22 protein-coding genes are annotated in these 26,756 nt (G+C 64.6%); 14 read left to right on the top strand and 8 right to left on the bottom strand.

What is annotated here, in order from left to right; translation table 11 throughout:
• Positions 1–485 precede the first annotated feature (485 nt).
• Positions 486–1,385, bottom strand: coding sequence for a GNAT family N-acetyltransferase (locus BLS48_RS21645; RefSeq protein WP_091581845.1), 900 nt, complete (start codon positions 1,383–1,385; stop codon positions 486–488).
• A gap of 241 nt (positions 1,386–1,626) precedes the next feature.
• Between BLS48_RS21645 and argE the strand changes: the two genes are divergently transcribed.
• The 6 genes from argE (at position 1,627) to BLS48_RS21615 (ending at position 8,206) form a co-directional block, all read left to right on the top strand.
• Positions 1,627–2,751, top strand: a complete 1,125-nt coding sequence (gene argE, locus BLS48_RS21640; RefSeq protein ID WP_091581843.1) for an acetylornithine deacetylase — start codon at positions 1,627–1,629, stop codon at positions 2,749–2,751.
• 12 nt (positions 2,752–2,763) lie between these two features.
• Positions 2,764–3,687, top strand: a complete 924-nt coding sequence (locus tag BLS48_RS21635; protein ID WP_091581840.1) for a 2-hydroxyacid dehydrogenase — start codon at positions 2,764–2,766, stop codon at positions 3,685–3,687.
• A 23-nt stretch (positions 3,688–3,710) separates the two neighbouring features.
• Positions 3,711–4,064, top strand: a complete 354-nt coding sequence (locus BLS48_RS21630; protein ID WP_091581838.1) for a cupin domain-containing protein — start codon at positions 3,711–3,713, stop codon at positions 4,062–4,064.
• Positions 4,065–4,213: 149 nt separating this feature from the next.
• Positions 4,214–5,677 (top strand): aldehyde dehydrogenase family protein, encoded by a 1,464-nt coding sequence (locus tag BLS48_RS21625; RefSeq protein WP_091581835.1) that lies wholly within the window; start codon positions 4,214–4,216, stop codon positions 5,675–5,677.
• A gap of 10 nt (positions 5,678–5,687) precedes the next feature.
• Positions 5,688–6,731 (top strand): tartrate dehydrogenase, encoded by a 1,044-nt coding sequence (locus BLS48_RS21620; RefSeq protein WP_091582097.1) that lies wholly within the window; start codon positions 5,688–5,690, stop codon positions 6,729–6,731.
• Between the two features lie 17 nt (positions 6,732–6,748).
• The gene (locus BLS48_RS21615; protein ID WP_091581833.1) at positions 6,749–8,206 is read left to right on the top strand and encodes an NAD-dependent succinate-semialdehyde dehydrogenase; all 1,458 of its coding nucleotides are present in this window, start codon (positions 6,749–6,751) and stop codon (positions 8,204–8,206) included.
• A 17-nt stretch (positions 8,207–8,223) separates the two neighbouring features.
• Here BLS48_RS21615 and BLS48_RS21610 read toward each other — a convergent pair whose 3' ends face one another.
• Positions 8,224–9,498 carry an NAD(P)/FAD-dependent oxidoreductase gene (locus BLS48_RS21610; protein ID WP_091581830.1) on the bottom strand — a complete coding sequence of 425 codons (1,275 nt, stop codon included), beginning with the start codon at positions 9,496–9,498 and terminating at the stop codon, positions 8,224–8,226.
• A 16-nt stretch (positions 9,499–9,514) separates the two neighbouring features.
• The gene (locus tag BLS48_RS21605; RefSeq protein WP_091581828.1) at positions 9,515–10,183 is read right to left on the bottom strand and encodes a haloacid dehalogenase type II; all 669 of its coding nucleotides are present in this window, start codon (positions 10,181–10,183) and stop codon (positions 9,515–9,517) included.
• Between the two features lie 320 nt (positions 10,184–10,503).
• On the opposite strand from BLS48_RS21605, the gene BLS48_RS21600 reads away from it, so the two are divergent.
• From BLS48_RS21600 to BLS48_RS21570, 7 genes are all read left to right on the top strand, one after another.
• On the top strand, positions 10,504–11,343 hold the full coding sequence (locus BLS48_RS21600) for a GNAT family N-acetyltransferase (RefSeq protein WP_091581825.1): 840 nt from the start codon (positions 10,504–10,506) through the stop codon (positions 11,341–11,343).
• 14 nt (positions 11,344–11,357) lie between these two features.
• Positions 11,358–12,731, top strand: a complete 1,374-nt coding sequence (locus tag BLS48_RS21595; RefSeq protein WP_091581822.1) for an aspartate aminotransferase family protein — start codon at positions 11,358–11,360, stop codon at positions 12,729–12,731.
• Between the two features lie 267 nt (positions 12,732–12,998).
• A complete protein-coding gene (locus tag BLS48_RS21590) occupies positions 12,999–13,691 on the top strand; it encodes an HAD-IA family hydrolase (RefSeq protein WP_425284729.1) in 693 nt (230 codons plus the stop codon).
• 64 nt (positions 13,692–13,755) lie between these two features.
• Positions 13,756–15,366: an ABC transporter substrate-binding protein gene (locus tag BLS48_RS21585; RefSeq protein ID WP_091581817.1), complete on the top strand. Its 1,611-nt coding sequence runs from the start codon at positions 13,756–13,758 to the stop codon at positions 15,364–15,366.
• Positions 15,367–15,454: 88 nt separating this feature from the next.
• A complete protein-coding gene (locus BLS48_RS21580) occupies positions 15,455–16,405 on the top strand; it encodes an ABC transporter permease (RefSeq protein ID WP_091582095.1) in 951 nt (316 codons plus the stop codon).
• Positions 16,402–17,253, top strand: coding sequence for an ABC transporter permease (locus BLS48_RS21575; protein ID WP_091581815.1), 852 nt, complete (start codon positions 16,402–16,404; stop codon positions 17,251–17,253). Before BLS48_RS21580 ends, BLS48_RS21575 begins: the two co-directional genes overlap by 4 nt.
• Positions 17,250–18,905, top strand: a complete 1,656-nt coding sequence (locus tag BLS48_RS21570) for an ABC transporter ATP-binding protein (RefSeq protein ID WP_091581812.1) — start codon at positions 17,250–17,252, stop codon at positions 18,903–18,905. The genes BLS48_RS21575 and BLS48_RS21570 overlap by 4 nt, the downstream gene beginning before the upstream one ends.
• On the opposite strand, the gene BLS48_RS21565 is transcribed toward BLS48_RS21570, so the two are convergent.
• Complete coding sequence (locus BLS48_RS21565) at positions 18,906–19,382, bottom strand: Lrp/AsnC family transcriptional regulator (RefSeq protein WP_091582092.1); 477 nt, start codon at positions 19,380–19,382, stop codon at positions 18,906–18,908.
• A 223-nt stretch (positions 19,383–19,605) separates the two neighbouring features.
• On the opposite strand from BLS48_RS21565, the gene BLS48_RS21560 reads away from it, so the two are divergent.
• On the top strand, positions 19,606–20,931 hold the full coding sequence (locus BLS48_RS21560) for an NAD(P)/FAD-dependent oxidoreductase (RefSeq protein WP_091581809.1): 1,326 nt from the start codon (positions 19,606–19,608) through the stop codon (positions 20,929–20,931).
• Positions 20,932–20,975: 44 nt separating this feature from the next.
• Here BLS48_RS21560 and BLS48_RS21555 read toward each other — a convergent pair whose 3' ends face one another.
• From BLS48_RS21555 to BLS48_RS21540, 4 genes are read right to left on the bottom strand one after another with little or no spacing between them, the layout of a single operon-like run.
• A complete protein-coding gene (locus BLS48_RS21555) occupies positions 20,976–22,343 on the bottom strand; it encodes an FAD/NAD(P)-dependent oxidoreductase (protein WP_091581807.1) in 1,368 nt (455 codons plus the stop codon).
• Entirely contained in the window at positions 22,340–22,642 is a 303-nt protein-coding gene (locus BLS48_RS21550; protein WP_091581804.1) for a (2Fe-2S)-binding protein, read from the bottom strand. Before BLS48_RS21550 ends, BLS48_RS21555 begins: the two co-directional genes overlap by 4 nt.
• A complete protein-coding gene (locus tag BLS48_RS21545; protein WP_091581801.1) occupies positions 22,639–24,624 on the bottom strand; it encodes a hydantoinase B/oxoprolinase family protein in 1,986 nt (661 codons plus the stop codon). Before BLS48_RS21545 ends, BLS48_RS21550 begins: the two co-directional genes overlap by 4 nt.
• A gap of 4 nt (positions 24,625–24,628) precedes the next feature.
• Positions 24,629–26,713 (bottom strand): hydantoinase/oxoprolinase family protein, encoded by a 2,085-nt coding sequence (locus BLS48_RS21540; RefSeq protein WP_091581798.1) that lies wholly within the window; start codon positions 26,711–26,713, stop codon positions 24,629–24,631.
• Positions 26,714–26,756 lie beyond the last annotated feature (43 nt).

Below are 26,756 nucleotides of genomic sequence, written 5' to 3'. Positions count from 1 at the left end.
ATGGAGGATTTCGCAACACCTTCAGACCTGAGTCTCGCGCTGCACCAATGGTGAGCGGCAGAGCAACCCAGAATGTTGCAAGAGCGGCGGGGTTTGGCAGGCCGCCGTTTCCATGATGATCGGCTGTGGTGGTCATGACGTTGCCCAAACACCGCTGCCCTGTTCGGAAGTGGCGTGCTAGACCGCGCTTGCCTGCACCGACCTGCCTATCCATTCGTAACCAGGGGTTGATATCCACGCGACATTTTGACGGTCATCGCCTGTCTCTTCCAAATGATTGATTGCCGCAAGGGTAGACCCTTGCCGTCCTATTCAAATTGCCGCCTCAAGCAATTTGGAAGGCTGCGACACTCCAGTTTGGCCTGCTGCGTTTGATCCGGGATAGCTGCAGAAAACCGCCCTACCCAATGTCGGTTCTCCCAGTCAGCGCCCCAGGGTGCCTGCGAAGGCGTGGACAGTTGCGGCCTGCCTCGTCCTGGACTGAACTAGCCGAGAGTTTGACTGGCGAGGGCATAGGTCATCGGTCCAGTTGCACCGCCGACGGCAAAATCGGAGAGGCGTTTGCCCATCGACATGGTGAGCACCGTGTCGAAAATAGGCATTCCGCTGTGCGACAGAAAGGTGGCGAACTCGCCATGGTCCATGTGGGTGTCGATCCGCAGGAAAGACCCCGAATGGTCGGCCACGTGCCGACGGACGACCGCTACAGCGTCGGCGTCGCTTTCCGCCACGACCGGCCCCACGACGTGGCCCCGCCCGAACGGCCGGCAGAGCGCGAATGCGTTCAGCCTGCCATCCTTGAAAAGACCGTAGCCGACCGAGTGTTCGAAAAGCCTTTCGATGAGTGCCGCCCGCCTCACGCCAAATCCTGCAGCGTCGAGCGCGATCACTGCGGGAATATCCCTTGGATCCAAGGTCCTGACATCGCGCATGTCCGCCTGGCTACCCGTCGCCTCCAGGCGGGCGATGCCCTGGCATTGATAAACGGTCTTCTCCGGCTGGAAGTCGAGCGAGAGATAGAGCCGCCTTGCCGCCCTGGTCGCATTGAGGCGCAAGTCGCGGCCGGCAACCCTGTCGAAGACCCGCTTCATCAGCCATTGCCCCGCGCCCAGCGTCTGGAGTCGCGGCGAGGTGATGACCATGCCCACGGTCGCGAAGCTGGCGCCATGAGCGAACCACATGGCCGAACCGAGAACCCGGCCGATCTCATCGAGCGCCACGAACCCCTGTCCCGATTGGCGCAGGAACTGCCAATCCTCGGCGCGATGCGGCCATCCCACGGAGAGCGAGAGTGCGTGCAACCGATCCAGATCGACGCCTTCTATGTCACCGATGCGCATCGAGAAGGTATCGATTTTCAAGCTTTCGGAAGGCTTCAAGTCCATGCCCCTGAAAGATTACCACGAGGGAGGGCGACCTACCGGCGACCGCCCACTGTCCCACCAACGCTAAACAAGCAGCCCGGTACGATTTGCTCGAAAGCCGCGCACCAACGCAAGATTCAACTGAAACACTTCCGCTTTCGGCACGCAATCGCGAAAGAACGCGCACACTCTCTCTGGAAATCTAGCAGCATATGGTCGACGGCACCGATCCCGGCGAACCCGAAATGTTTTGAGGGCTGGAATGGACGTCTTCGACATCCTCGACCGTCTCGTCGCCTTTCCATCGGTCGCCGGCAGGCCGAACGCTGATATCGCCGGCTGGATCGCAGCCTATCTCGCGGAACACGGAACTCAGGTCACCGTGCTTCCAGGGCCAGAAGGCGACCGTTCCAATCTTTTCGCGACGATCGGCCCCGCCGACATTCCGGGCTACATCCTGTCCGGTCACATGGACGTCGTCCCCGCAGGCGAACTGCAATGGAGTTCGGCCCCATTCGCGCTGCGCCGGGAGGACGAACGGCTCTACGGACGTGGCACCACGGACATGAAGGGGTTTCTTGCCGCGGTGCTCGCGGCCGTGCCCACGTTGGCGGGACTGCCCCTCGCCAGACCGATCCATCTCGCCTTCTCCTATGATGAGGAGGTGGGATGCCGCGGCGTGCCGCACTTGATCGCCCGCCTTCCCGAACTTTGCGCGAAGCCGCTCGGCGTCATCGTCGGCGAGCCGACCGGTATGCGCGCCGTGCGCGGCCACAAGGGCAAGGCGGCCGCCCGCGTGACCATCAAAGGGCGCTCCGGCCATTCCTCGCGGCCCGATCTCGGCCTCAACGCCATCCATGCGATGTCCGAAGCGCTGAGCGCGGCCGTGGCCGAAGCCGAGCGGCTGACGCACGGTCCGTTCAACTCCGCCTTCGAGCCGCCCTACTCCTCGCTGCAGGCGGGCGTGGTCGCGGGCGGACAATCAGTCAACATCATTCCCGACACCTGCACGCTGGACCTGGAGGCACGAGCCATACCTGGCGTCGACCCGGTGAGCCTGCTCGCACCTGTCAAGGCGCGGGCAGAGGCGCTTGCGGCCGATGGCTTTCTGGTCGAGTGGACACCGATAAGCGCCTATCCTGCGATGTCGCTGCCGCCAGACGCGGCGCTGGCGGCACTGCTGAGCGCACTGACCGGCGAAGCGCCGCTAGCCGCCGTCAGCTACGGCACCGAAGCCGGGCTCTACCAGGCCGCCGGCTTCGATTCGATCATCTGCGGCCCAGGCGACATCGGTCGTGCTCACAAGCCGGACGAATATATTCTTGCCAGCGAACTCACTGCTTGCCAGCGGATGATCGAAGCGCTGGGCGCCCGTTGCGCGGCTTGAAGGAGAACCGGGATGACATTCCTGTTCAATTCCGATGCGCGCCGCGGCGCGGTCTTCGCCGATGCCTTTGCCAAAGAACTGCCGGACCTCCCCTTCGCCATGGACGCCGCGACGGTCGATCCCAACGCGGTGCGCTATCTCATCACCTGGACCGTGCCGGATAACCTCGCCCGCTACAGGAACCTGGAGATCCTGTTTTCCATCGGCGCAGGCGTTGACCAATTTCGCTTCGATGCGGTGCCGGCTAAGGTGAAGATCGTGCGCATGATCGAGGAAGGCATCGTGCGCATGATGCAGGAGTACGTGACGCTGGCCGTGCTCGCCCTGCACCGCAACCTGCCGGCCTATCTGGCGCAGCAGCGCGCCGGCGAATGGGCGGATATCGCGCAGCTCCAGGCTGGGTCGCGCCGGATCGGCGTGCTCGGCCTTGGGCAACTTGGCGAGGCCGTTCTCGACCGGCTGAAGCCGTTCGGTTTCCCGCTTGCTGGCTGGAGCCGCTCGCCGCGGCGGATGGAAGGCGTGACCTGCCATCATGGCAAGCTCGGGCTGGAGGAGATGATCGCGGCCAGCGACATATTGATTTGCCTGCTGCCGCTGACCGAGGAGACGCGCGGCTTCCTGAATGCCAACCTGTTCGCGAAACTGCCTGAGGGGACAGCCATCGTCCACACGGGCCGGGGGCCGCAGCTCGATCATGAAGCGCTTGTCGCCGCGCTCGACAGCGGTCACCTTTCAGCGGCGATGATCGACGTGACCGATCCTGAACCACTGCCCCCGGACCATCCGTTCTGGTCGCATCCGAAGATCATTCTGACGCCGCATGTCGCCAGCGTCACCCAGCCGGCGAGCGCTGCACGCGCCGTCATCGACAACATCAGGCGCCACCGCGCGGGTCTCGATCCCATCGGGCTCGTCGATCGGTCGCGCGGTTATTGAAATCCAACCCGAAAGGCCATCCTTTGTCCCTGCTCAAAAGCGTCGATACCAATCCAGCCTTCCCGCCGCGCGAATCCAAGGCACTGCCCGAACGGCTGATTGCCGGCGACCCCGCCTTCAAGACCTGGGCGCAGGACGCCGCCAAGGGCGAGCTTGTCCATACCGGCGTCTGGGAGGCGACGCCGGGGGAGACGCGCTCGATCAAGGGCGATACGTTCGAGTTCTGCCACATTCTCTCGGGCGTGATCGAGATCACGCCCGACGCTGGCGAGACCGTGACCTACCGCGCCGGCGACAGCTTCGTGATGAAACCCGGCTTCACCGGGATTTGGAAGACCATCGAGACGGTGCGCAAGATCTACGTGACGGTCGGCTGAAAGCGTCCGCGCGAGGTGCCGGCCTGCGCGGAAGATTTTGCCGTCTCTCACGCCTGGTACGCAACATTCGTCGGTGGCGGATCGCCGAACAGCGCATGCTGCGTGCGGGCGCGCGCTAGGCTCCAGCCCACGCCGCAGAGTGGTTGTCGATGAGCCTGAGCTTCGATCCCGATACAATCCCCTTCCCTGTCGGCCACTTCATCGGCGGGGAACTAATCTCGGCCGAGGGCGAGATTGAGATGCGCCGCCCGTCGGACGGCAAGTCATATACGGCCTGCCCAGTGGCCGGAATAGACATCGTCGGCCGTGCGGTGGAAAGTGCCCAGGTGGCGCTGAAGACCAGCAACTGGGGCGGCGTCCGGCCACGCGAGCGCACCAGGGCGCTCCAGGCCTGGGCCGGCCTGATCGAGGCGGAAGCCGAAACGCTGGCCAAGATCGAGGCGCTGTGCTCGACGCGGCCCGTAGGCCAGCTCGTCGCCGGCGACATCGCTATCACCGCCGAGCAGATACGCTTCTTTGCCGAGTTCGCCGACAAGGAAGGCAGCGAGCTTGTGCCGACCGACGACGTCAGTCTCGGGATGATCATCAGCGAGCCCTATGGCGTGGTCGGCGCGATCACGCCCTGGAACTTCCCTGTCTCGATGGCCGGATGGAAGTTCGGCCCGGCACTTGCGGCAGGCAACGCGGTTGTCCTGAAACCTTCCGAGATGACACCGTTCTCGACCGTCTACATCGCACAACTCGCCATTAGGGCTGGCCTGCCGGCCGGGCTCGTCAACGTAGTGCTCGGTGACGGTCCGACGACCGGCACGGCGCTGACAGGCCATCCCGAGATCGCCAAGATCAGCTTCACGGGCTCGACCCGCGCCGGCTCGGCCATCATGGAGAACATCGCCCGCACCGGCGTCAAGCCGATGACGCTGGAACTCGGCGGCAAGAGTCCTCAGATCGTCTTTGCCGATGCCGATCTGGACAGGGCCGCAACGGCAATCGCCGGCAGCGTCACCTTCAATGCCGGCCAGGCCTGCGTGGCTGGCACACGGCTGATCGTCGAGAAGAGCGTGGCCGACAGGCTGACGACCGCTATCCTGGAGCGAATGAAGGCGGTACGGCCCGGCCCGACCTGGGACGAGACAACGCAGTATTCGCCTGTCATCTCGGAACGGCAGCGGGCGCGTATCGACAGCATCGTGCGAGCCGCGGTCGAGGCCGGCGGCGAATGCCTGACCGGCGGCGGCGCCATGGACAGCCCCGGCTATTTCTACCAGCCGACGCTGATTGCCAATGTCGACCAGGCCAATCCGGCAATCGTCGAGGAAATCTTCGGCCCGGTCCTGACCGTCCAGACCTTCGAGACCGAGGAAGAGGCTCTAGCGCTGTCCACCCATCCGACCTATGGACTGGCTTCCGGCCTGTTCACCCCCGACCTGTCCCGCACGATCCGCTTCGCGCGCAAGCTCGAAGCGGGCACCGTCTGGGTCAACCGCTACGGCCGCTCGCGCGACCATATCCTGCCGACCGGCGGCTACAAGCGCTCCGGCATCGGCAAGGATCTCGGCCGCGAGGCCTATCTCGCCAACCGCAGGACCAAGAGCGTCCTGATCAGCCTTTGAAGGGATGCCGATGAAGTCCTACTCGATCGCCCTGATCCCCGGTGACGGCATCGGACGCGATGTGACCGCCGCCGCCTGGACGGTGCTGGAAAAGGCGGCCGGAAACTTCGGCTTTGCGCTGGTGGGAACCGAGTTCCCCTGGTCCTGCAGCTTCTTCAAGGACACTGGCCGTATGATGCCCGAGGACGGCATCGAGACCTTGCGCGGCTTCGACGCTATCCTTCTCGGCGCCGTCGGCTGGCCGGCGGCGGTGCCGGATTCCGTTTCGCTCCACGGTCTCCTGCTGCCGATCCGCAAGGCATTCGTGCAATATGCCAACATCCGGCCGCACCGCCTGCTGCCGGGTGTGACGGGTCCGCTGCGGGCCGAGCGCTTCGACATCCTGTGCATCCGCGAGAATACCGAAGGCGAGTATTCGGGCGCCGGCGGGCGCGTGCATCAGGGCACATTGGACGAGGTCGCCGTCGAGACCTCGATCTTCACCCGCGCCGGCGTCGAGCGTATCCTGCGTTTCGGCTTCGAGCAGGCGCGGTCGCGTCGGGGCAAGCTGGCCTCCGTCACGAAGTCCAATGCGCAGAAATACTCGATGGTCTTCTGGGACGAGATGACGCGAAAGCTGGCGGCGGACTATCCTGATGTCACAGTGACCAGCTATCATGTCGACGCGCTCGCCGCGCGTATGATCATGGCGCCCGAGAGCCTCGACGTGGTCGTCGCCTCCAACCTCTTCGGCGACATCCTGACCGACATCGGCGCGGCGATCCAGGGCGGGCTCGGCTACGCCGCCTCCGCCAACATCAACCCCGACCGTTCAGCGCCGTCCATGTTCGAGCCGGTGCACGGCTCCGCCCCCGACATCGCCCATCTCGGCATCGCCAATCCGATTGCCGCCATCTGGTCCGGCGCCATGATGCTCGATCATCTCCGTGAAAAGGTTGCGGCCGAGCGGGTCATGAAGGCGGTCGAGGCCACAACCGCCAAAGGCATAGGCACCATTCCCGGCAAGGACAGTACCGAAGCCATCACGGCCGCCATCGTCGCGGCCCTCACCTGATTGCAAGGTCGTTTTCGATGAAAAATCTGAAAGACAACAGTCTCTTCCGCGAAGCCGGCTTGATTGGCGGCAGATGGGTCGCTTCCGGTTCCGGCAGGACGGTCGATGTCGTCGATCCGGCCACCCAGGCAGCGATCGGCACAGTGCCTGATATGGCCGGCCCGGAGACCCGCGCGGCCATAGAGGCCGCGGCTTCCGCCTATCGGGATTGGCGGAAGAGAACCAATGCCGAACGCGCTTCGCTCCTGGAAGCATGGTATGGCCTGATGCTGACGCATCTGGACGATCTGGCGCTGATCCTGACCACCGAACAGGGCAAGCCGCTGGACGAGGCCAAAGGCGAGATCCGCTACGGCGCGTCCTTCGTCAAATGGTTCGCGGAGGAAGCCCGCCGGATCAACGGCCACACCATCCCCTCGCCGACGCCCGACCGCCGCATCATCGTCCTGAAGGAGCCGGTCGGCGTCTGCGGCATCATCACGCCGTGGAACTTTCCCAATGCGATGATCACCCGCAAGGTCGCGCCGGCGCTGGCGGCGGGCTGCACCGTCGTCATCAAGCCATCCGAATTCACGCCCTATTCGGCGCTGGCGCTTGGTGTGCTCGCCGAACGGGCGGGCATTCCCGCCGGCGTCATCAACATCGTCACCGGCATGCCCGCCGGGATCGGCAACGAGATCATGGCGAACGAGACCGTTCGCAAGATCTCCTTCACCGGCTCAACGCGGGTCGGTTCGCTGCTGATGCGCGGGGCGGCCGACAGCGTGAAGCGGCTGAGCCTCGAACTCGGCGGCAACGCCCCCTTCATCGTCTTCGACGACGCCGATCTCGATCTTGCCGTCGAAGGCGCGCTCGTCTCGAAATTCCGCAATGGCGGCCAGACCTGCGTCTGCGCCAATCGCATCCTCGTCCAGGCCGGTGTCTACGAAACCTTTGCCGCGAAGCTCACCGCCCGCGTCAACACCATGAAGGTCGGGCCCGGCACACAGCCCGGCGTCGCCATCGGGCCGATGATCAACATGGCGGCGGTCGAGAAAATAAACCGCCACGTCGAGGATGCGCTCGCCAAAGGTGCCGCGATCATCACCGAGAAGTCGACGCTGCCGGAGGGTCCTCAGTATGTCGCGCCGCTGGTGCTGACCGGCGCCACAAAGGACATGCAACTTGCCGGCGAGGAAACGTTCGGCCCGGTCGCACCGCTTTTCCGCTTCGAGACGGAAGAGGAAGCGATCGCCCTTGCCAACGGCACACCCTACGGGCTTGCTTCCTACTTCTACACCGAAAACCTGAAACGCGCCTGGCGCGTCGGCGAGGCGCTGGAGTTTGGCATGGTGGGTCTCAACACGGGCTCGGTCTCGATCGAGGTCGCCCCTTTCGGCGGCGTCAAGCTGTCCGGCCTCGGCCGAGAGGGCGCGCAGGCCGGCATCGAGGAATATCTCGAGATGAAGAGTTTCCACATCGGCGGGCTGGGCTGAAACCCAGCCGCCGGACGTCACTGAATCCGATCGAGCGCCTTGTAGTAGAGGCCGACCATTGGCAGGAACCACGGCTTGCCGGAATAGCCGGGAATGGCAGGCCACTCGAGCCCCTTCATTGGATTGCGGTCCTCGCGGCCGAGCATGGCATCGGCCATGATCATGCCGAGATGGGTGGAAAGTTGCGCACCGTGGCCGGAATAGCCCATCGCGTACCAGACCCCATCATGAAAGCCGGCTCGCGGGAAGCGGTCCTTGGTCATGTCGACCAGCCCTCCCCAGCAGTAATCGACCTCGACCTTGGCGAGCTGCGGGAAGATCGCCGCAAGGCCTGCCTGCAAGATCTGTCCGCTCCGGGCATCGGAGCGCTGATCCGACGTCGCAGAGAAGCGTGCGCGGCCGCCGAAGATCAGGCGCCCGTCGGGCGAAAGCCGGAAGTAATTGCCGATGTTCATCGAGGTCACGCATGTCCGGTTGCCGGGCATGGTCGCGGCGATTTCTGCGTCGCTCAACGGCCGCGTGGCGATGATGAAGCTGCCGACGGAGATGATCCTGCGGCGGAAATAGCCGAGATTCGGCGTGGTGTAGGCGCCAGTCGCCACCAGCACATTGTCGGCGCTGATCTGGCCGCGCGAGGTGGTCAGCTCATGCTTGCCGCCGGCCCGCTTGTGGCTGGTAACCGCCGCGTTCTCGTGGATCACGGCGCCGTGGCGGGCGGCTGAAGTGGCGAGACCCGCCACATAGCGGCCCATGTGCATCATGGCGCTCTTCTTCGACAGCATCGCGCCGTGGAAGGGCGAGCCTATCTCGGACTTGAGATCCGCCGCCGACAGCAGCGCCGTATCCGGATCCACCTCGGCGTGAAGGGCTTCGAAATTGCGGGCGATTGATTCAAAATGCTGTGGCTTGGAGGCGAGCTTCAGCTTGCCGGCGCGGCGGAAATTGCAATCGATGCCTTCCTCCGCGACCAGCGCCTCGATGGTGTCGACGGAGTCGTCCAGCGCACGGTAGAGCGCGATTGCGCGGTCCTTGCCGAGCTCCGCCTTGGCCGAAAGATAGCTATGGGCGAGGCCGTTGTTCAGGTGCCCGCCATTGCGGCCGGATGCGCCCCAGCCCACCCGCTCCGCCTCCAGCACGGCCACCTTGGCGCCAGCCTTCGCCAGTTGGCGCGCCGCGGCGAGACCGGTGAAGCCGCCGCCGATGATGGCGGCATCGTAGTGCCCCTCGACCGGGCCTTGCGCCCCGCTGGAAAAGACGGGAGCTGTGTCGTGCCAGTAGGAGACGAACTTCATCGGCAATCCGCCTGTTTCAAAGACCGACCACGCCCGGAAGGCCCGAAATGTCTTTTATCTCGACATAGCCGTAATACGGGTTGGCCGGTTCATGGCCGCGGTTGACCCAGACCTTGTTCTTGATGCCGAGGTCGTGGGCCGACATCAGGTCGTAGCGGAACGACGACGAACAGTGAAGAATGTCCTCTGGGCCGCAGCCCAGCATGTCGAACATGTATTCGAAGGCCTTGAAGCGAGGCTTGTAAGCCTGCGCCTGCTCGGCCGTGTAGACGGCATGGAACGGTGCGCCGAGCTTCTCGACATTGGACATGATCTGCGCGTTCATGGCGTTGGAGAGGATCACCAGCGGGATTTCCTTGGCGACCTTGGCGAGACCCGCCGGAACGTCGGCATGAGGGCCCCAGGTCGGTACGCGCTCATAGATCATGTTGGCGTCGTCGGCGCTGAAGACGACGCCGTTACGCTTGCAGGCGCGCTCAAGCGCATTGTGGATCACGTCGGCATATGGCTTCCAGTCGCCCAGGATCTCGTCCAGCCGATAGGCGGCGAAGTTCTTGATGAACTCCTGCATGCGTGGCTCGTCGAGCCGGCGGCCATAGAGATCGCGCGCCGCTTCCGCCATCTGGAAAAAAGTCAACGTGCCGTAGCAGTCGAAGGTGATGTATTTGGGCCTGAAGGAAGCCATGTCCGTCGATCTCCGGTGGAAGCACATCCGCGTTGGATGTATTTCATCATAGGCCGGCCGGAAGCGAGCCACCTGACCGAAATGGGGCTCCTGAAAGCAGAAAGTTCCGTATCCACCATCCGGTTTGGCACGCTGTAGCATCTGGTGTGCCGAACGCGGCGCCGCGCGCGACGTGAAGCGCGCGTCCGCCGTGGAGGGTGCCAGCACAAGATGCGGCGCACGCCCCATGCAACGGCGAATGATACTGCCGAAGCCGAAACCTTCAGACGATCTGCGGCGTGCCGATGGCAGAGACTTGGCCTCAGACGGAAAGGTGCCTCATGCAGCAGGGCGAAATCGCAATCCAGGACTTCGGGCCGGACCATATCGAGGGCGCAGTGGCGCTTTCTCGCCAGGAGAATTGGCCGCATCGCCCGCAGGATTGGCAGATGGCGCTGCAGCTCTCCAGCGGCGCGGTCGCGCTCGACGACCAGGGCCGTGTCGCCGGAACCATCCTGGTAACGCCCTACGGCGCGGATTGCGCCATGATCAACATGGTGATCGTCGACAGGAACGTGCGGGGCAAAGGGCTCGGGCGCCGCCTCATGGAACAGGCCCTCGCCCTTGCCGGCGACCTTCCATTGCGGCTCGTTGCGACAGCGGACGGCATGCCTCTCTATGAGAAACTGGGCTTTGTGCCCTCCGGCACGATCCTGCAGCATCAGGGCAAGGTTGCAGAGCTTGGTGCGCTCGACGGCGGGGAAGCAGCGGTTGCCAACGATCTGCCGGACATCAAGGCGCTGGACCGCGACGCCTATGGCGCCGACCGCCAAGCTCTGATCGATGCGCTGGCGGAGCGCGGCCAATTCGCGGTCATCCGCCGCAACGGCGCCATCGAGGCCTATGCCGCGATCCGCCCGTTCGGGCGCGGCGAGGTGATCGGGCCGGTCATTGCGGGAAGCTATGACGAGGCGAAGGCCCTGATCGCCTTCTTTGCCTCAACCCGTCCCGGCGCCTTCCTGCGCGTGGATACCGACAGCAGGACCGGCATTGCCGGCTGGCTCGAGGAAATCGGTCTCGCCCATGCCGGCGGAGGCGTTGCCATGGACCGTCCGCCCAAGAACGGCACGGAACAGATCAGACCGAAAATTTACGCCCTCGCCAACCAGGCGCTCGGCTAGTGCGGAGGACAACAATGCTCGCCAATTCCCTGATCGAACTCGACCGTGCCCATCTCATCCATCCGGTCTCGTCATATCGCGGCCACGAGGCGCTTGGCGTGCGCGTGCTGAAATCGGCGAAAGGCGCGACGGTAACCGATGCCTCCGGCCGGCAACTAATCGACGGTTTCGCCGGGCTGTGGTGCGTCAATGCCGGTTACGGCCACGACAGCATCGTCGAGGCGGCGGCCCGGCAGATGCGCGAGCTTCCCTACGCCACCGCCTATTTCGACCTCGGCTCGGAGCCGGCCATCCGGCTCGCCTCGGAGCTGGCCGAGCGCGCGCCGGGAGATCTCAATCACGTCTTTTTCACGCTTGGCGGGTCGGACGCGGTCGACAGCACGATCCGTTTCGTTCGCTACTACTGGAATGCCAGGGGCGAGCCGAAGCGCGACCAGTTCATTTCCATCGAACAGGGCTATCACGGGTCGTCGGTGGTCGGCGCGGGCCTGACCGCGCTTCCCGCCTTTCACGCCGGTTTCGGCATTCCCTTTGAATGGCAGCACAAGATCCCCTCCCCCTATCCCTATCGCAACCCGGTCGGCGAGGACGGCAAAGCCATCATCGCCGCATCGCGCGCCGCGCTGAAGACCAGGATCGAGGAGATCGGACCGGAGCGGGTCGCCGCCTTCTATGCCGAGCCGATCCAGGGCTCGGGCGGCGTCATTGTTCCGCCGAAAGGCTGGATCAAGGCCATGCGCGAGCTCTGCCGGGAGTACGGCATCCTGTTCATCGCCGACGAGGTGATCACCGGCTTCGGACGCACGGGGCCTTTGTTCGCCTGCACGGACGAGGACATCGTTCCCGACTTCATGACGACGGCGAAGGGGCTGACCTCGGGCTATGTTCCAATGGGCGCCGTGTTCATGGCCGATCATGTCTACGATGTCATCGCCGATGGCGCGGGCGCCTCGGCGGTCGGCCACGGCTACACCTATTCAGCCCATCCCGTCAGCGCCGCCGTCGCACTCGAGGTGTTGAAGCTCTACGAAGACGGCCTGTTGGAGAATGGGATCAAGGCCGGCGCCCGCCTGATGGCGGGACTGGCAATCCTGAGCGACCACCCTCTCGTCGGCGACGTGCGCGGCCGCGGCATGCTTGCCGCGATCGAACTGGTGGTCGACAAGCAGAAGAAGACACCGCTTCCCGCCTCGGCGATGCCGGCGCGGCGGGTCTTCGACAGGGCCTGGGACAACAACCTCATCATCCGTGCCTTCGCAAACGGGGTTATCGGCTATGCCCCCCCGCTCTGCTGCACCGACGGCGACATCGACGCGATCATCGAGCGCACGCGCCGGACGCTCGACCAGACGCTGGACGATCCCGACGTCCGCCAGGCCCTGGCATGACGGCGGTGAAATATGTCGTGTCTCGAAATATCGCCGGGACAGATGATTTCGCAATTTTGTGCCGCTCCCTCACGCCTTTTCGGCGAATCCAGCGCGGGGGAAGTGCCAGACTGCTTTTAAGACAAGGCCAGAAGGCCCGAATTTCCGGACTTTTGAAAAGGCCGACGCCCCGGACAGCACGGAATTTTGTTCTGTTCACCACCATGCAATTCGGCCGCGCGCAGAGGAGAGCCAGTCTTGGCCAGGGGCTTTAGCGAATTCAAATACATGACCTTCGATGTCGTCGGCACACTGATCGACTTCGAAGGCGGCATCACGACCTGCCTGGCCGGGATTGCCGTCGACGCCGGCGTTTCCATCGATGGCGAGGTCGCGCTGGCCCTGTACCGGCAAGCCCGCTATATGCCCGATTCGGGCCTGTTTCCCGACGATCTCTCACGTGTCTACATGGTCATCGCGCCGCGGCTCGGCCTGCCGGCCGAAGAGAAATACGGCGCCCGCCTGCGGGACTCCGCCAGCGCCTGGCAAGGTTTCCCCGACAGCGCGGCGGCATTGGCCGAGCTTGCGAAATCCCACAAGCTGATTGCCATGACCAATGCCCGGCGCTGGGCGCTCGACCATTTCGAGAAGCAACTGGGATCGCCCTTCTTCGCCACCTTCACGGCCGACGATACCGGCACGGAAAAACCAGACCCGGCCTTTTTTCAGAAGGTCTTCGATTTCGTAGCCTCCCGGGGCGACAGCAAGAATGACATCCTGCACGTCGCGCAAAGCCAGTATCACGACATCGGCATATCCCGGGCACTTGGAATGACCAATTGCTGGATCGAGCGCCGGCATGCCCAGAAGGGCTATGGCGGCACGATCGAACCCGAGCGCTTCACCGCGCCGGACTACCATTTCACCTCAATGGCCGCATTGGCGGCGGCCGTGCGGGAAAGCCTGAAGGAACGAACCTGAGCCCAAGCCCGGAAAGCCGCAGCAAGACGAGCAACCCGGAAAAACAACCAGAAAGGGGAATGACATGACCGACAAGATCACGAACTGGACCAGCGCAGACGATGCCATGGTCGAAAATGCCATCCGACGGGGCGCGAGTCGCCGCGAACTCCTCAAGATGCTGCTGGCCGGCGGCGCCGCGGTTGCGGCGGGCAGCATGGTGCTTGGCCGTGCCACCAATGCCGTCGCCGCCACGCCGGTTTCCGGCGGGAGCTTCAAGGCGGCCGGCTGGTCGTCCTCGACCGCCGACACACTCGATCCGGCAAAGGCGTCGCTCTCGACCGACTATGTCCGCTGCTGCTCGCTCTACAACCGCCTGACTTTCCTCGACAAGGATGGCGTCACGCAGATGGAGCTGGCTGAAAGCTTCGACAGCAAGGACGCCAAGACCTGGACCGTGAAGCTGCGCAAAGGCGTCACCTTCCACGACGGCAAGGACCTCACCGCCGACGACGTCGTCTTCTCGCTGAAGCGTCATCTTGATCCGGCAGTCGGCTCCAAGGTCGCCAAGATCGCCGCGCAGATGTCCGGCTTCAAGGCGGTCGACAAGTCGACCGTCGAAATCACGCTGGCCGACCCGAATGCCGACCTCCCGACCATCCTGGCGCTGCATCACTTCATGATCGTGGCGGACGGCACGACCGACTTCGCCAAGGGCAATGGCACCGGCGCCTTCGTGCTGCAAACATTCGAACCGGGTGTGCGGTCGGTCGTCACCAAGAACAAGAATTACTGGAAGTCGGGCAAGCCCTACCTCGACTCTTTCGAATTCATCGCCATCAGCGACGACAGCGCCCGCGTGAACGCCCTGCTTTCCGGTGACATCAATTTCGCCGCCTCGATCAATCCGCGCGCGATGAAGCTCATCGGCGGCCAGCAAGGCTTCGAATTGTCGAAGACGACCTCGGGCAACTACACGGACCTAAACATCCGGCTCGACATGGATCCGGGCAACAAGGCCGACTTCGTGGCCGGCATGAAATATCTCGTCAACCGCGAGCAGATCGTCAAATCGGCATTGCGCGGCCTCGGCGAAATCGGCAACGACCAGCCCGTCTCGCCGGCGAATATCTTCCATAATGCCGACCTCAAGCCAAAGGCTTTCGACCCGGACAAGGCGAAGTTCCACTTCAAGAAGGCAGGCCTGCTCGGCCAGACCATTCCGGTGATCGCTTCCGACGCCGCGACCTCGTCGATCGACATGGCGGTGATCATCCAGGCCGCCGGCGCGGATATCGGCATGAAGCTGGACGTCCAGCGCGTCCCGTCCGATGGTTATTGGGACAATTACTGGCTCAAGGCGCCGATTCATTTCGGCAACATCAATCCACGCCCGACGCCGGACATCCTGTTCTCGCTGCTCTATGCCTCGAACGCGCCCTGGAACGAAAGCCAGTACAAGTCCGGGAAGTTCGACAAACTGCTCGTCGAGGCACGCGGCTCGCTCGATCAAGCCAAGCGCAAGGAAATCTACAACCAGATGCAGGTCATGGTCTCCGAGGAGGCCGGCACCATCATCCCGGCTTACATTTCCAACGTGGACGCCCTCTCCAGCAAGGTGAAGGGTTTGGAGGCGAACCCGCTTGGTGGCATGATGGGCTACGCAATGGCGGAATATCTCTGGCTCGAAGCCTGAGAGGTGCTTGCCAGGGACCGGACAGCCGGTCCCTGGCACTCCATCGCGCAACATGGCTTGGGCCGAACGCAACCGCAGGAGCGCTTCCATGACGTCTGGGGTTCTCAACCTCGTGCTGAAGCGGCTGGCGATCGCGGTCGTCACGCTTTTGATCGTCCTGTTCGCCGTGTTTTTCGCCACCAGCATGCTGCCCGGCGACACCGCTTCGATCCTGCTCGGCCAGGCGGCGACTCCGGAAGCCGTCGCCGGCCTGCGCGATGCCATGCATCTCAACGATCCGGCAATCCTGCGCTTCCTGCGCTGGCTTCTCGGCCTGCTCCACGGCGATCTCGGCACCTCCTATGCCAATGAGATGCCGGTCGCGGCACTGATCGGCGGGCGCTTCGTCAACACCATGAAGCTGGCCGGCATCACCACGCTGCTCTCGGTGCCGCTGGCGCTGACGCTCGGCATCACCGCCGCCATGTTGCGCGGTTCCCTCTACGACCGCACCGTCACCATTGTTTCGATCGGCGTCATCTCCGTGCCGGAATTCATGGTCGCGACGCTCGCGGTGCTGCTTTTCGCCGTTTATCTCAAATGGCTGCCGGCGCTGTCTTCGGTCAACGAGGCACATTCGCTGACCGACCTCGTGCGCATCTATGCAATGCCCGTGATCACGCTCACCTTCGTCATCTCCGCCCAGATGATCCGCATGACCCGTGCGGCGGTGATCGAAACGCTCTCCACGCCTTATGTGGAGATGGCGCTGCTCAAGGGTGCCTCGCGCAGCCGCATGGTGCTGAGGCACGCGCTCCCCAACGCGCTCGGCCCGATCGTCAACGCGGTCGCGCTCTCTCTGTCCTACCTGGTCGGCGGCGTCATCATCGTGGAGACGATCTTCAACTATCCCGGCATCGCCAAGCTGATGGTCGATGCGGTCGCGACCCGCGACCTGCCGCTGATCCAGAGCTGCGCGATGATCTTCTGCCTCGGCTACCTCTTCCTCATCACGGTGGCCGACATTATCGCCATCATGTCCAACCCGAGGCTCAGATGACGATAGCGCGCGCGGCATCCTCCCGACGGTCCTTCCTGGGCCACAGCTACAGCCTCGTGGGCGTCGTGGCCGCGCTGGTCATACTGGCGTGGACGCTGATCGCCATCTTCGCGCCTTACATCATTCCCCATTCGATCGGCGACATCGTCGACGACGATTATTTCGGCCCGATGCGTCAGGGGCTGTGGCTTGGCTCGGACTATCTGGGGCGCGATATGCTCTCGCGGGTTCTGATGGGCGCACGCTATACTGTCGGCATATCGCTCGCCGCCGTCTCCATCGCTTGCTTTTCGGGCGTCATGCTGGGGATGATCGCTGCCGTCACCGGCGGCTGGCTCGACACCTGCCTCAGCCGTTTCCTGGACGCCATGAACTCCATCCCCAGCAAGCTGTTCGGCCTTGTCGTCGTCGCCGCCGTCGGCTCGTCGATCCCGGCTCTGATCCTGACGCTCGCCGTCATCTATATCCCCGGCGCCTACCGCTTCGCGCGGGCGCTCGCCGTCAACATCAACACCATGGACTTCATGACCGTTGCCCGCGTCCGCGGCGAAAGCATTGCCTACCTCATCGGATCCGAGATCCTGCCCAACATCATCCGCCCGGTGCTGGCCGACTTCGGTCTGCGCTTCGTCTTTATCGTGCTGTTGCTCTCCGGCCTGTCCTTCTTGGGGCTCGGCCTCCAGCCGCCGCTCGCCGACTGGGGTGCGCTGGTGCGCGAGAACATCGGCGCCCTGCCCTTCGCGGCCCCTGCCGTCATCGTGCCCTCGCTGGCGATCGCCAGCCTCACCATCAGCGTCAACCTGCTGATCGACAACCTGCCGCAGAAGATCAGGGACCGGGACGCATGAGCAATCTCGTCGAGGTCAGGAATCTGAAGATCGAGGCCAAGACCGACGCGGGGCGGCTTGTCGAAATCATCAAGGACGTCAGCCTCGACATCGCCGACGGCGAGATCGTCGCCCTGATCGGCGAGAGCGGTTCCGGCAAGACGACCGTGGCGCTCTCGCTCATGGGCTATGCGCGGCCCGGCTGCCGGATCACCGGCGGCGAGATCAACGTGAGCGGCAGGAACATGGCAGCACTTTCCGAAAAGGAACGTGCCAAGTCGCGCGGCACCGACATTGCCTATGTCCCGCAAAGTGCCGCCGCCGCCTTCAACCCCTCGTCCACGATCATGGAGCAGGTGATCGAGGTCACGCGAATCCACAAGCTGATGCCGCCCGAGCAGGCGCGAAAGCGCGCGGTCGAGCTGTTCAAGGCCTTGTCGCTACCGGACCCGGAAGGGATCGGTGCCCGTTATCCGCATCAGGTTTCGGGTGGGCAATTGCAGCGGCTGGCCGCGGCCATGGCGCTCATCAGCGATCCCAAGCTGGTCATCTTCGACGAGCCGACGACGGCGCTCGACGTGACGACGCAGATCGACGTGCTGAAGGCGTTCAAGTCGGTCATGCGGGCGGGCGGGGTTGCGGGTGTCTATGTTTCCCATGACCTCGCGGTCGTCGCCCAGATCGCCGACCGCATCGTGGTGTTGAAGGGCGGCGAAGTGCAGGAGACCGGCACCACGGCTCAGATTCTTTCGGCTGCGCGGCACCCCTATACGCGCGAACTGCTGGCCGCCTTCGAACCGAAGCCGCGGCAAGCACATGCGGACGCGGATGCCGGGACGAAGCCGCTGCTGCGTATCGACAATGTGACCGCCGGCTATGGCGCGGTGCGGGCTGACGGACTGCCGGTTATTCGCGCTGTCAATTCCGTCAGCCTGGTCGTCGAGAAGGGGCGCAATCTCGGCGTCATTGGCGAATCCGGCTGCGGAAAATCGACGCTGGCGCGAGTCATCGCCGGCATTCATCCGGCGGCGGCCGGCGACATCGTCTTCGACGGCAGGGAGCTGGAGCGCACCGCCAGGAAACGCAGCCAGGAACAGTTGCGCGAGATGCAGATCGTGTTCCAGTATGCCGATACAGCGCTCAATCCGGCCAAGCCGGTGGAAGACATTATCTCCCGCCCGCTGGCCTTCTATCACCGGCTCGACCGGCAGGCGCGCTCGAAGCGCGTCGACGAACTGCTCGACATGGTGCGCCTGCCGAGGACTCTGCGCTACCGTCATCCGTCAGAGCTCTCCGGCGGCCAGAAGCAGCGCGTGAACTTCGCGCGCGCGCTGGCGGCCCACCCCAAGCTCATCATCTGCGACGAAATCACCTCGGCGCTCGACACGGTGGTGGCGTCCGCCGTGATCGAGCTTCTCAAGGAGCTGCAGCGTGAGTTGGGCCTCTCCTACATCTTCATCAGCCATGACCTTTCCGTCGTCGAAGCCATCTGCGACGAGATCATGGTCATGTACAACGGGGAGCGGGTGGAGCTGATCACGCCCGACAAGGTGAAGGCGTCCACCCACCCCTATTCCAAGCTTCTGTTCTCTTCCGTGCCGAAGCTTGACCCGACCTGGCTGGACGGCCTCGTCCGCGATCCCGAGCTTGTCAGCCGGTACGGCCACCGCTGACTACCTCGGAAACAGGCTGGGAAGCGGCATGTGCGCCTTGACGATCGGGGACTTCAGCACCACGAAGCTGAAATACTTGTCGATGCCGATATCCATGTCAGTCAGCCGCTCCATGATGGTCTGGTACTCGGCTATGCCGGCGGTCACGAATTTCATCAGGTAGTCGTAGCCGCCCGACACGAGGTGGCATTCGATGACCTGGTCGATCTTCTCCACCACGGCGAGAAAGCGGGCGAAATCCACCTGGCGATGGTTCTTCAAGGTGATTTCAGTGAATACGGTCAGCGTCTGGCCGAGCTTGCCGATATTGATCTGCGCGGAATAGCCCTCGATGTAGCCTTCCGACTGCAATTTCTTCACCCGCATCAGGCACGGGCTCGGCGACAGATGCACAAGCTCGGCCAGCTCCACGTTGGTGATGCGGCCGTTCTTCTGCAATTCGTGAAGAATCTTGATGTCGATCCGATCCAGTTTCATGGCCGTCTCCGCGGAACGCATGCCACAGCACAAAATGCTGCCGTACGAACATCCATTGACACTACCACAGCCCGCCGGCCTGTCCATCCAAGCCGACACCGCTTTGAAACGCAGCGGCTCCCGATTTTAACCGAGCTGCCGGAATAAAATTCTGCTTCAGCCGCAACTGCGGCAGCGCCTGCCTGCGCAACGCGTTAAATTGGCGCTTCGAGGTAGAGAGACAATGCGCGCGCCGCTGCAGCAAATCGAGACATCTGGCGAACTGCCACAGACCGCGGACGCGGTGGTGATCGGCGGCGGCATCGTCGGTGTCTTCGCGGCCTACTATCTGGCCAGGCGCGGCATGAAGGTCGCGCTTGTCGAAAAGGGACGCATCGGCGCCGAGCAGTCGAGCAGGAACTGGGGATGGTGCCGCCAGCAAAACCGCGACGCCCGCGAGCTGCCGATGGCAACCCGAAGCCTCGACCTGTGGGACAGCTTTGCGGCTGAAACCGGCGAAGACACCGGCTTTCGCCGCTGCGGCCTGCTCTACCTCAGCGATGACGAGGCGGAACTGGCCGGCTGGGCGCGCTGGCGTGACTTCGCCAGAACGGCCGGCGTTACCACGCATATGCTCGACGGCGCAGAGGCCAGCGAGCGAGGCCGCGCCACAGGCCGAACCTGGAAGGGCGGCGTCTTCTCGCCGACCGACGGCACCGCCGATCCGTCGCGGGCCGCGCCCGCGGTCGCCCGCGCCATCCTCGAGCTCGGTGGCTCCGTGCACCAGAATTGCGCCGCGCGAGGTATCGAGACGGAAGGAGGGCGCCTGAGCGGCGTGGTCACGGAAAGCGGCACGATCCGGACGAAGGTGGCAGTCCTGGCCGGAGGCGCCTGGGCCTCCTCCTTTTGCCACCAGTTCGGGTATCGCTTTCCGCAGGCGTCGATCCGCTCCTCCATCCTGTCCGTATCGCCCGGCGCGGAGGGCCTGCCGGACGCGCTGCACACGGCAAGGATCTCCGCCACGCGTCGCGGCGATGGCGGCTACACGCTGGCCATAAGCGGACGCGGCCGCGTGGACATGACGCCGCAACAGCTACGCTTCTCCTCGCAGTTCCTGCCCATGTTCCTGAAGCGGTGGCGCAGCCTCGCGCCCGGCGGCCTGCAGGGCGTGCGCTCCGGACACGAAACGCTCCGACGCTGGCGGCTCGACCGGCCAACGCCGATGGAGCGGATGCGCATCCTCGATCCGGTTCCGGATCGTGCGACCATTCGCCTGACCCATGCCCGCGCGCTCGAGCTGCTGCCGGCACTGCGCCAGACCAGGATCAGCGCGGCCTGGGCCGGCTATATCGACAGCACGCCGGACGGTGTGCCCGCCATCGGCGAGATTGATACCATTCCGGGATTCTTCCTGGCCGCAGGATTTTCGGGGCACGGCTTTGGCATCGGGCCGGGCGCCGGGCACCTCGTCGCCGATCTGATGAGTGGCTCCGAACCGATCGTCGATCCGCAATCCTATGATCCTCGGCGCTTCGACGCTTCGGCCTGGGGCAAGGTCGCCGACTTCTGAGACGTGATCAATGCCGACATCCAGGCGTGGCTTTCGCAACCGCATCAGCCCTCCCGAAGAAAGGCGCCAACAGGAGCCGGCCGGACAGGAGCCTGTCCGCGAAACCGGCCGACAGCATCGGGCGCGCAGCCGATCTGCGACGCGACGAGTTCGACGGCGGCCAACTGGCAATAGCGCCCCTGGCAGCGCCCCATGCCGACGCGAGACAGCGACTTCACGCGGTTGGCCTCGCCGCTGCCGAGTTCCGCGCCCTCGCGCACGGCTGCGGCACTCACATTCTCGCAGCGACAGACGACCGCGGCGTCGGGGAGTGCCCGTACCATCGCCGCCGGCCAGGGAAAGGCGCGAGCCAGACCACCGGCAAAGCGTTCGACCCGCGCGAGCTTGCGCAGATCGGCGCTGGTGGAGGGCGCCTGATATCCGAGATCGGCAAGGCACGCCGCGGCGGCAAGGCGTCCCGCGATCTCCGCGCCGTCCGCTCCCAGAAGACGAACCCCATCGCCCGCAAGATAGACTCCGTTGCCGGCGCGACCCATCCGATCGGTCTTCGGCAGCCATTGCCGCCACCGCTCGTCATAGGTGAAGGCACATCCTGCCAGGTCGGCCAGATGCGTCTCGGCCCGCAGGTGCCAGCCCATACCGATCATGTCGCATGCGGTGAGGCGCTGCCTTCCGCCGGCGTCGCGCCAGCGCATCGCCGTGACACCCTTACCGTCGGCCTCGATCCGTTCGAGCGTCACACCCGCATGGTAGCGGCCGCCAAGCCTCGCCCGCATGGCCAGACCGCGCAGCGCGACCAACGGCCGGGCGGCAAGTCCCCAAAGCCCTCGCATCTGCTGTCGCCAGGAGGAGGTATCCAGCACCGCCGCCACGTCCGCCCCAGCCTTTACAAGTTGGGCGCCGACCAGCGTCAGCAAGGGCCCAGATCCGATGAGGACGATCCGCCGCCCAAGGGCCACGCCCTGCGCCTTGAGCGCGATCTGCGCCGCACCAAGGCTGTAGACACCGGCGCTCTGCCAGCCAGGGACCGGAGCGACACGGTCGGATGCGCCGGTGGCAAGGATCAGGCGATCGTAGCTGACCACCTGCACGCCGCTCTCCCCCAGCACGTGCAGACGCCCCTCATGGATGGCGATGACCGAACTCGCCGCGCAATGGCTAAGACGCCCCTCTTCGGCCAGCCGGTCGAAGAGCGCATGCAATGCGCCCGCCTTCGCCGCCTCCGGCCCGTAGAGTTGCTCCGCTGTGCGGGTAAAACCGGCAGGCGGGCGGCGATAGATCTGGCCGCCCGCGCGCTGCCCTTCGTCGATCACCACCGGATGGAGCCCGGCCTCGACCAGCGTCGCGACGGCCCTTATGCCGGCTGGACCGGCGCCCACGATCACGATCCGCGGCGACAAGGCCTCGCTCACGGCCAGTTCTCCAGTGGCGTCGTGCGCAACCGCATGCCTTCAGTGATCAGGGTCGAACACGCCCGGATGCGCGGTCCCTCGTCCTGCCACACCCAGCAATCCTGGCAAGCTCCCATCAGGCAGAACCCGGCTCGCGGCTCCGGTCCGAACTCGGACTTTCGCAACGCATGCCCTGAAGCGAGCATCGCGGTCAGCACGGTGTCGCCCGCAAGCGCGCCACGCATCTGCCCATCAAGAAAGAAATGCACCTCTGCCCGGTCGCTCTCCGCCAGCCGGACGATGCGGCCGGCCGTGATCATTCCGCTGCCTCTCGCACCGGGTCAGGACGAGGCAGTTCGGGGAACCGTTCGCACACAGCGTCGAACGCAGCCTGGACGCCTTCCGCCCCCGAGCGCCCCTTCATGCGACGGAAGATTTCCGTCTTGGTGAAGAACCGCCAGTGGATCGGCAAGTCCCTTAGTATGGCGGTGAGACGGTTATAAGCGGCCGGCGTCCACTGCGCTTCGTAGCCCTCGCGCTCCGGACCGAAATGGAAATGGCCGCCGGCCGGCACTTGCCGCGCGCGCAGCCTGTCCGTCGCCTGTTCGTCGACCTGGCCGCCGTGGATGACGACCCCATAGTCGCGTTCGGCAGCAGTCGTCGAGACATAGCCGCGCCGCACATCCTGCGCGACCCGCCAGGATTCGCGTTGATGCGGATCGCCGCGCCCGCCGCCTCCGGCGGAGCGGATCTCGAGCACGTCGCCGGGCTGCAGCACAGTGGTGTCAATGTTGCCCAGCCGCCGCTCGTGCTCGGTCGCCGGATTGACGACCATGTCCGACAGGCCGGCCGCCTTGCCGCCCAGCACGCCCCAGGGACGAAAGAAGCTGCGGTCGCGGTTGCGCGCCGTGATCCTGGAATCAGGGGCAAAGACGCGGAACGCCATCTCGGTCGCCAACCCGCCGCGCCAGCGACCCGCCCCACCGCTGTCCCTGGCGAGCCCGTATTTCACGAATTCGACCGGGGTCTCGGTCTCGGTGATCTCGATCGGCGTGTTCTTGAGATAGGCGGCATCCGCGCCCGATCCGTTGGTTCCGTCACGATGCGGCATCGCGCCGCCGCCCCCCACCACGGGGTTCACCGCTGTGATGACGGTCCGGCTGGTGCGCTCGTCCGTGGTCATGACGTTGACGATGCAGTTGTTGCCGGCCGGAGCCGCGGGAAGGCGCCCCGGAACCGCTTGCGAGAATGCACCGAAGATAACCGACCGCAACCGGGCGCAGGTGAGCGAGCGCATGCCCACGGCGGCGGGGTGTACCGGGTTCAGCACGGAGCCCCGGGGCGTGATGCAGGTAAACGGCCGGGTGAGGCCCGTGTTGAGCAGGATCTTCGGGTTGAGCGTGTAGAGCACGTAGTAGACACCCACCAAAAGCATGGTGTGTCGCGGGTCGCCACCCGAAGGCACGTTGAGCGAGGAGCCGAGCTGCGGATCCGAGCCGGTGAAGTCGAGCACCGCCTCGTCGCCCTTGATCGTCAGCGTCAGCTTCAGCCGGCACGGATTGGCCTCGACCGAATCCTCGTCGGCATAGTCGGCAAACTCCCATCTGCCGTCGGGCATGGAGCGCAGCACGTCACGCGCCTGTGCCTCTGCATGGTCGAGAAGCGCGGAAACGCCCTCGATGAAGCCGGCCTTGCCGAACTTCCGCACCATCGCCTGGATCTTGCGCTCGCCGGTGTTGAGCGCGCCGACCAGCGCCTTGATGTCACCGATGTTGAGGTCGGGCTTGCGCACATTGGTGCTCATGATCCGCAGGATCGTCTCATCCAGCACGCCTTCCCTCACCAGCTTCATCGGGGGAAAGCGGATGCCTTCCTGATGGATTTCGGTCAGCGCCCGGCTGAGCGAGGCCGGCACCGCCCCGCCCATGTCGGTGTTGTGGATGTGCCCTCCGGTCCAGGCGACGATCTCGCCGTCGACAAAGACCGGCTTCCACAGATGCGTGTCGGGTGCGTGCGTGGCGACGTGGCCGGAATAGGGATCGTTGGTGAAGGCAACGTCTCCCGGCCGGTAATCGTCGACCATCGCGATGGCGCGGTGATACGAAAGCCCCGGATACCAGGTGGCGCCGAGTTCCATCGGCACGGCGAATGTCGCGCCTGAACGGTCCATCAGCATCACCGTGAAATCCTGCGTCTCCTTGACGAAGGCGGAGTGCGCGGTGCGGTGCAGCGTGTGGGCCATGTTCTCGGCGGCCGCGCGGGCGTGGTTCGCCAGTACCTGAAGGTTTGTCCGGTCAAACAAGGCATCACTCCGGGAAGGTCAGCAAAAGGTTGAGATGGCGGTCGACCCGTGCCTGCGCTCCAGCGGGAATGGCGAAGGTGGTGTCTTCCTGAACGACCACGGCGGGCCCGTGGAACGTGCTGCCGGGTAGGAGCGTCTGCCGGTCGTGAAGGTCGACGGTTTCGACGCTCAGGCCCGTATAGACCGGGAGCCGGCGCGCCGGGATAGCCGGGGCATCGATCTCGTCGATCTCCGGGAAGGAGAGTTTCGGCCCCGCGCCTACGGCCGATAGCCGAACATTCACAAGTTCGATCTCGCCCTGCGGGTCGTGGAAATCGTAGAGCCGCTCATGGGTAAGATGGAAGGCCTGCTCGATGGCAGCCACATTGCCGTCCGTCAGCCATTCCGGAAGAAGGACGACCTCGATTTCATAACTCTGCCCGATATAACGCATGTCGCAGGAGAGACTGAGCTCCGCCGCCGCATCGTGCCCCTGCGCCGCAAGCCAGTCGCGGCCCTCACGCGCGAGCGCTTCGAAGGCCTCGCGAATTGCGAGGAGCGTCGCCCCCGTCAGCGGGCTGAAGATGGTGCGAATAAAGTCCCCGCGCAGGTCCGCCACCAGTCCGCCCAGCGCCGACACCACGCCGGGACGGCGCGGCGCCATGACACGCTTCATCCCGAGCTCGCGGGCAAGGAAAGCGCCAAGCATCGGGCCGCCGCCGCCGAAAGGCATCAGTGTGAAATCGCGCAAGTCCACGCCGGCGCGTGAAGCGAGTTTCTCAACCTCGACGAACATCTCCGACACCGCGATGTCGAGGATCGCCTGCGCGGCCTGCTGGACTGGGCGGCCAAGCCGGGCGGCAAGGTCGCCGATCACGCGATGCGCCAGTTTGGTATCGATGCTGAGCTGGCCGTAGGCCATTTCGCTGTGACCGAGCCATCCGCACACCACCATGGCGTCCGTCACCGTCGCCCGTTCGCCGCCACGACCGTAGCATGCAGGTCCTGGCGTCGAACCGGCCGACTCCGGCCCGACCCGCAGCACCCCCTGCGCGTCGACACTGGCGATCGAGCCACCGCCGACACCGATCGAGCTCACCGATACGGAGGGGATATGCAGCGGAAATTCCCCGATCAGCTCGCCGGTGCCGAACTGCGCCTCGCCGCCGATGATAAGCGCGAAATCGGCCGAGGTGCCGCCGATGTCGAGGGTAAGAACCTTGTCTTCGCCTGCCTGACGCGCCAGCCACGAGGCGCCGATGACGCCCGAGGCCGTTCCCGACAAAAGCATGTTGACGCAGGCGCGCTTGCCTTCGGCGGCGTTCATCAGCCCGCCATTCGACTTCGTCAGCATCGGGCGGGCCGGCACGCCGTGCTCCTTCAGCCGCTCTTCCAGCGCCGTCAGATAGCCGGAGACGCGCGGATGGACATAGCCATTGAGGATGGCGGTCGAGCTGCGTTCGTATTCGCGGATGACCGGCCAGACCTCGGCCGAGGAGAAGATGAAGAGATCGGGTGCAAGACGCGCGATCGTCGCCTTCACGGAAGTTTCCTGCGCGGCATTGCGCCAGGAATGGAGGAACGACACGATGATCCCTTGCGCCCCGTTCGCTTTCGCCACTGCCACCGCCCTTTCCACCGCCGCCATGTCCGGCGCCTGGGATTCGCTCCCATCGGCACGCATGCGGGCCGGAATGCCGAACACCATGTCACGCGAGATCAGCGGGTCCGGCCGCGAGCAGAACAGCGAATACATGTCCGGCATGCGAAGCCGCGCCAGTTCGATGACGTCCTCGAAGCCGGCATTGGTGAACAGCGCCAGCGGTGCGCCTTTGCGCTGGATGATCGTGTTGATGCCAACAGTCGTGCCGTGCACGAAGCGCGTCATACGGGTAGGATCAAAGCCTTCACGTTCAGCAAGAAGCCTGAGACCCGTCATGAGCTCGGCGCCTGGATCCTCCGGCGTCGTCAGCACTTTCAGCGAGGCTACCCGTCCGGAACGGGCTTCCAGCGCGCAGAAATCGATGAATGTCCCGCCGATATCGACGCCGACCTTCCAGTCGGCTTCGTTTTGCGCCTCATCCGCCGTGCAAGCGATGGCACCGTCCATGACGCGTCCCTTCCTGTCTGCCTGCAGGAAGTTGGCATGGCCG

This window comes from Mesorhizobium qingshengii (assembly GCF_900103325.1).
In the GTDB taxonomy this organism is placed as follows: Bacteria; Pseudomonadota; Alphaproteobacteria; order Rhizobiales; family Rhizobiaceae; genus Mesorhizobium; species Mesorhizobium qingshengii.
The sequence above is the reverse complement of the archived record's forward strand: the minus strand, read 5'-3'. Positions and strand labels throughout refer to the sequence as shown.

Excerpts from the sequence above, each read along its gene's own strand:
- BLS48_RS21645 (WP_091581845.1), bottom strand. The coding sequence starts at position 1,385 with ATGGACTTGAAGCCTTCCGAAAGCTTGAAAATCGATACCTTCTCGATG.
- argE (WP_091581843.1), top strand. The coding sequence starts at position 1,627 with ATGGACGTCTTCGACATCCTCGACCGTCTCGTCGCCTTTCCATCGGTC.
- BLS48_RS21635 (WP_091581840.1), top strand. The coding sequence starts at position 2,764 with ATGACATTCCTGTTCAATTCCGATGCGCGCCGCGGCGCGGTCTTCGCC.
- BLS48_RS21625 (WP_091581835.1), top strand. The coding sequence starts at position 4,214 with ATGAGCCTGAGCTTCGATCCCGATACAATCCCCTTCCCTGTCGGCCAC.
- BLS48_RS21620 (WP_091582097.1), top strand. The coding sequence starts at position 5,688 with ATGAAGTCCTACTCGATCGCCCTGATCCCCGGTGACGGCATCGGACGC.
- BLS48_RS21615 (WP_091581833.1), top strand. The coding sequence starts at position 6,749 with ATGAAAAATCTGAAAGACAACAGTCTCTTCCGCGAAGCCGGCTTGATT.
- BLS48_RS21610 (WP_091581830.1), bottom strand. The coding sequence starts at position 9,498 with ATGAAGTTCGTCTCCTACTGGCACGACACAGCTCCCGTCTTTTCCAGC.
- BLS48_RS21605 (WP_091581828.1), bottom strand. The coding sequence starts at position 10,183 with ATGGCTTCCTTCAGGCCCAAATACATCACCTTCGACTGCTACGGCACG.
- BLS48_RS21600 (WP_091581825.1), top strand. The coding sequence starts at position 10,504 with ATGCAGCAGGGCGAAATCGCAATCCAGGACTTCGGGCCGGACCATATC.
- BLS48_RS21595 (WP_091581822.1), top strand. The coding sequence starts at position 11,358 with ATGCTCGCCAATTCCCTGATCGAACTCGACCGTGCCCATCTCATCCAT.
- BLS48_RS21590 (WP_425284729.1), top strand. The coding sequence starts at position 12,999 with ATGACCTTCGATGTCGTCGGCACACTGATCGACTTCGAAGGCGGCATC.
- BLS48_RS21585 (WP_091581817.1), top strand. The coding sequence starts at position 13,756 with ATGACCGACAAGATCACGAACTGGACCAGCGCAGACGATGCCATGGTC.
- BLS48_RS21580 (WP_091582095.1), top strand. The coding sequence starts at position 15,455 with ATGACGTCTGGGGTTCTCAACCTCGTGCTGAAGCGGCTGGCGATCGCG.
- BLS48_RS21575 (WP_091581815.1), top strand. The coding sequence starts at position 16,402 with ATGACGATAGCGCGCGCGGCATCCTCCCGACGGTCCTTCCTGGGCCAC.
- BLS48_RS21570 (WP_091581812.1), top strand. The coding sequence starts at position 17,250 with ATGAGCAATCTCGTCGAGGTCAGGAATCTGAAGATCGAGGCCAAGACC.
- BLS48_RS21565 (WP_091582092.1), bottom strand. The coding sequence starts at position 19,382 with ATGAAACTGGATCGGATCGACATCAAGATTCTTCACGAATTGCAGAAG.
- BLS48_RS21560 (WP_091581809.1), top strand. The coding sequence starts at position 19,606 with ATGCGCGCGCCGCTGCAGCAAATCGAGACATCTGGCGAACTGCCACAG.
- BLS48_RS21550 (WP_091581804.1), bottom strand. The coding sequence starts at position 22,642 with ATGATCACGGCCGGCCGCATCGTCCGGCTGGCGGAGAGCGACCGGGCA.
- BLS48_RS21540 (WP_091581798.1), bottom strand. The coding sequence starts at position 26,713 with ATGGACGGTGCCATCGCTTGCACGGCGGATGAGGCGCAAAACGAAGCC.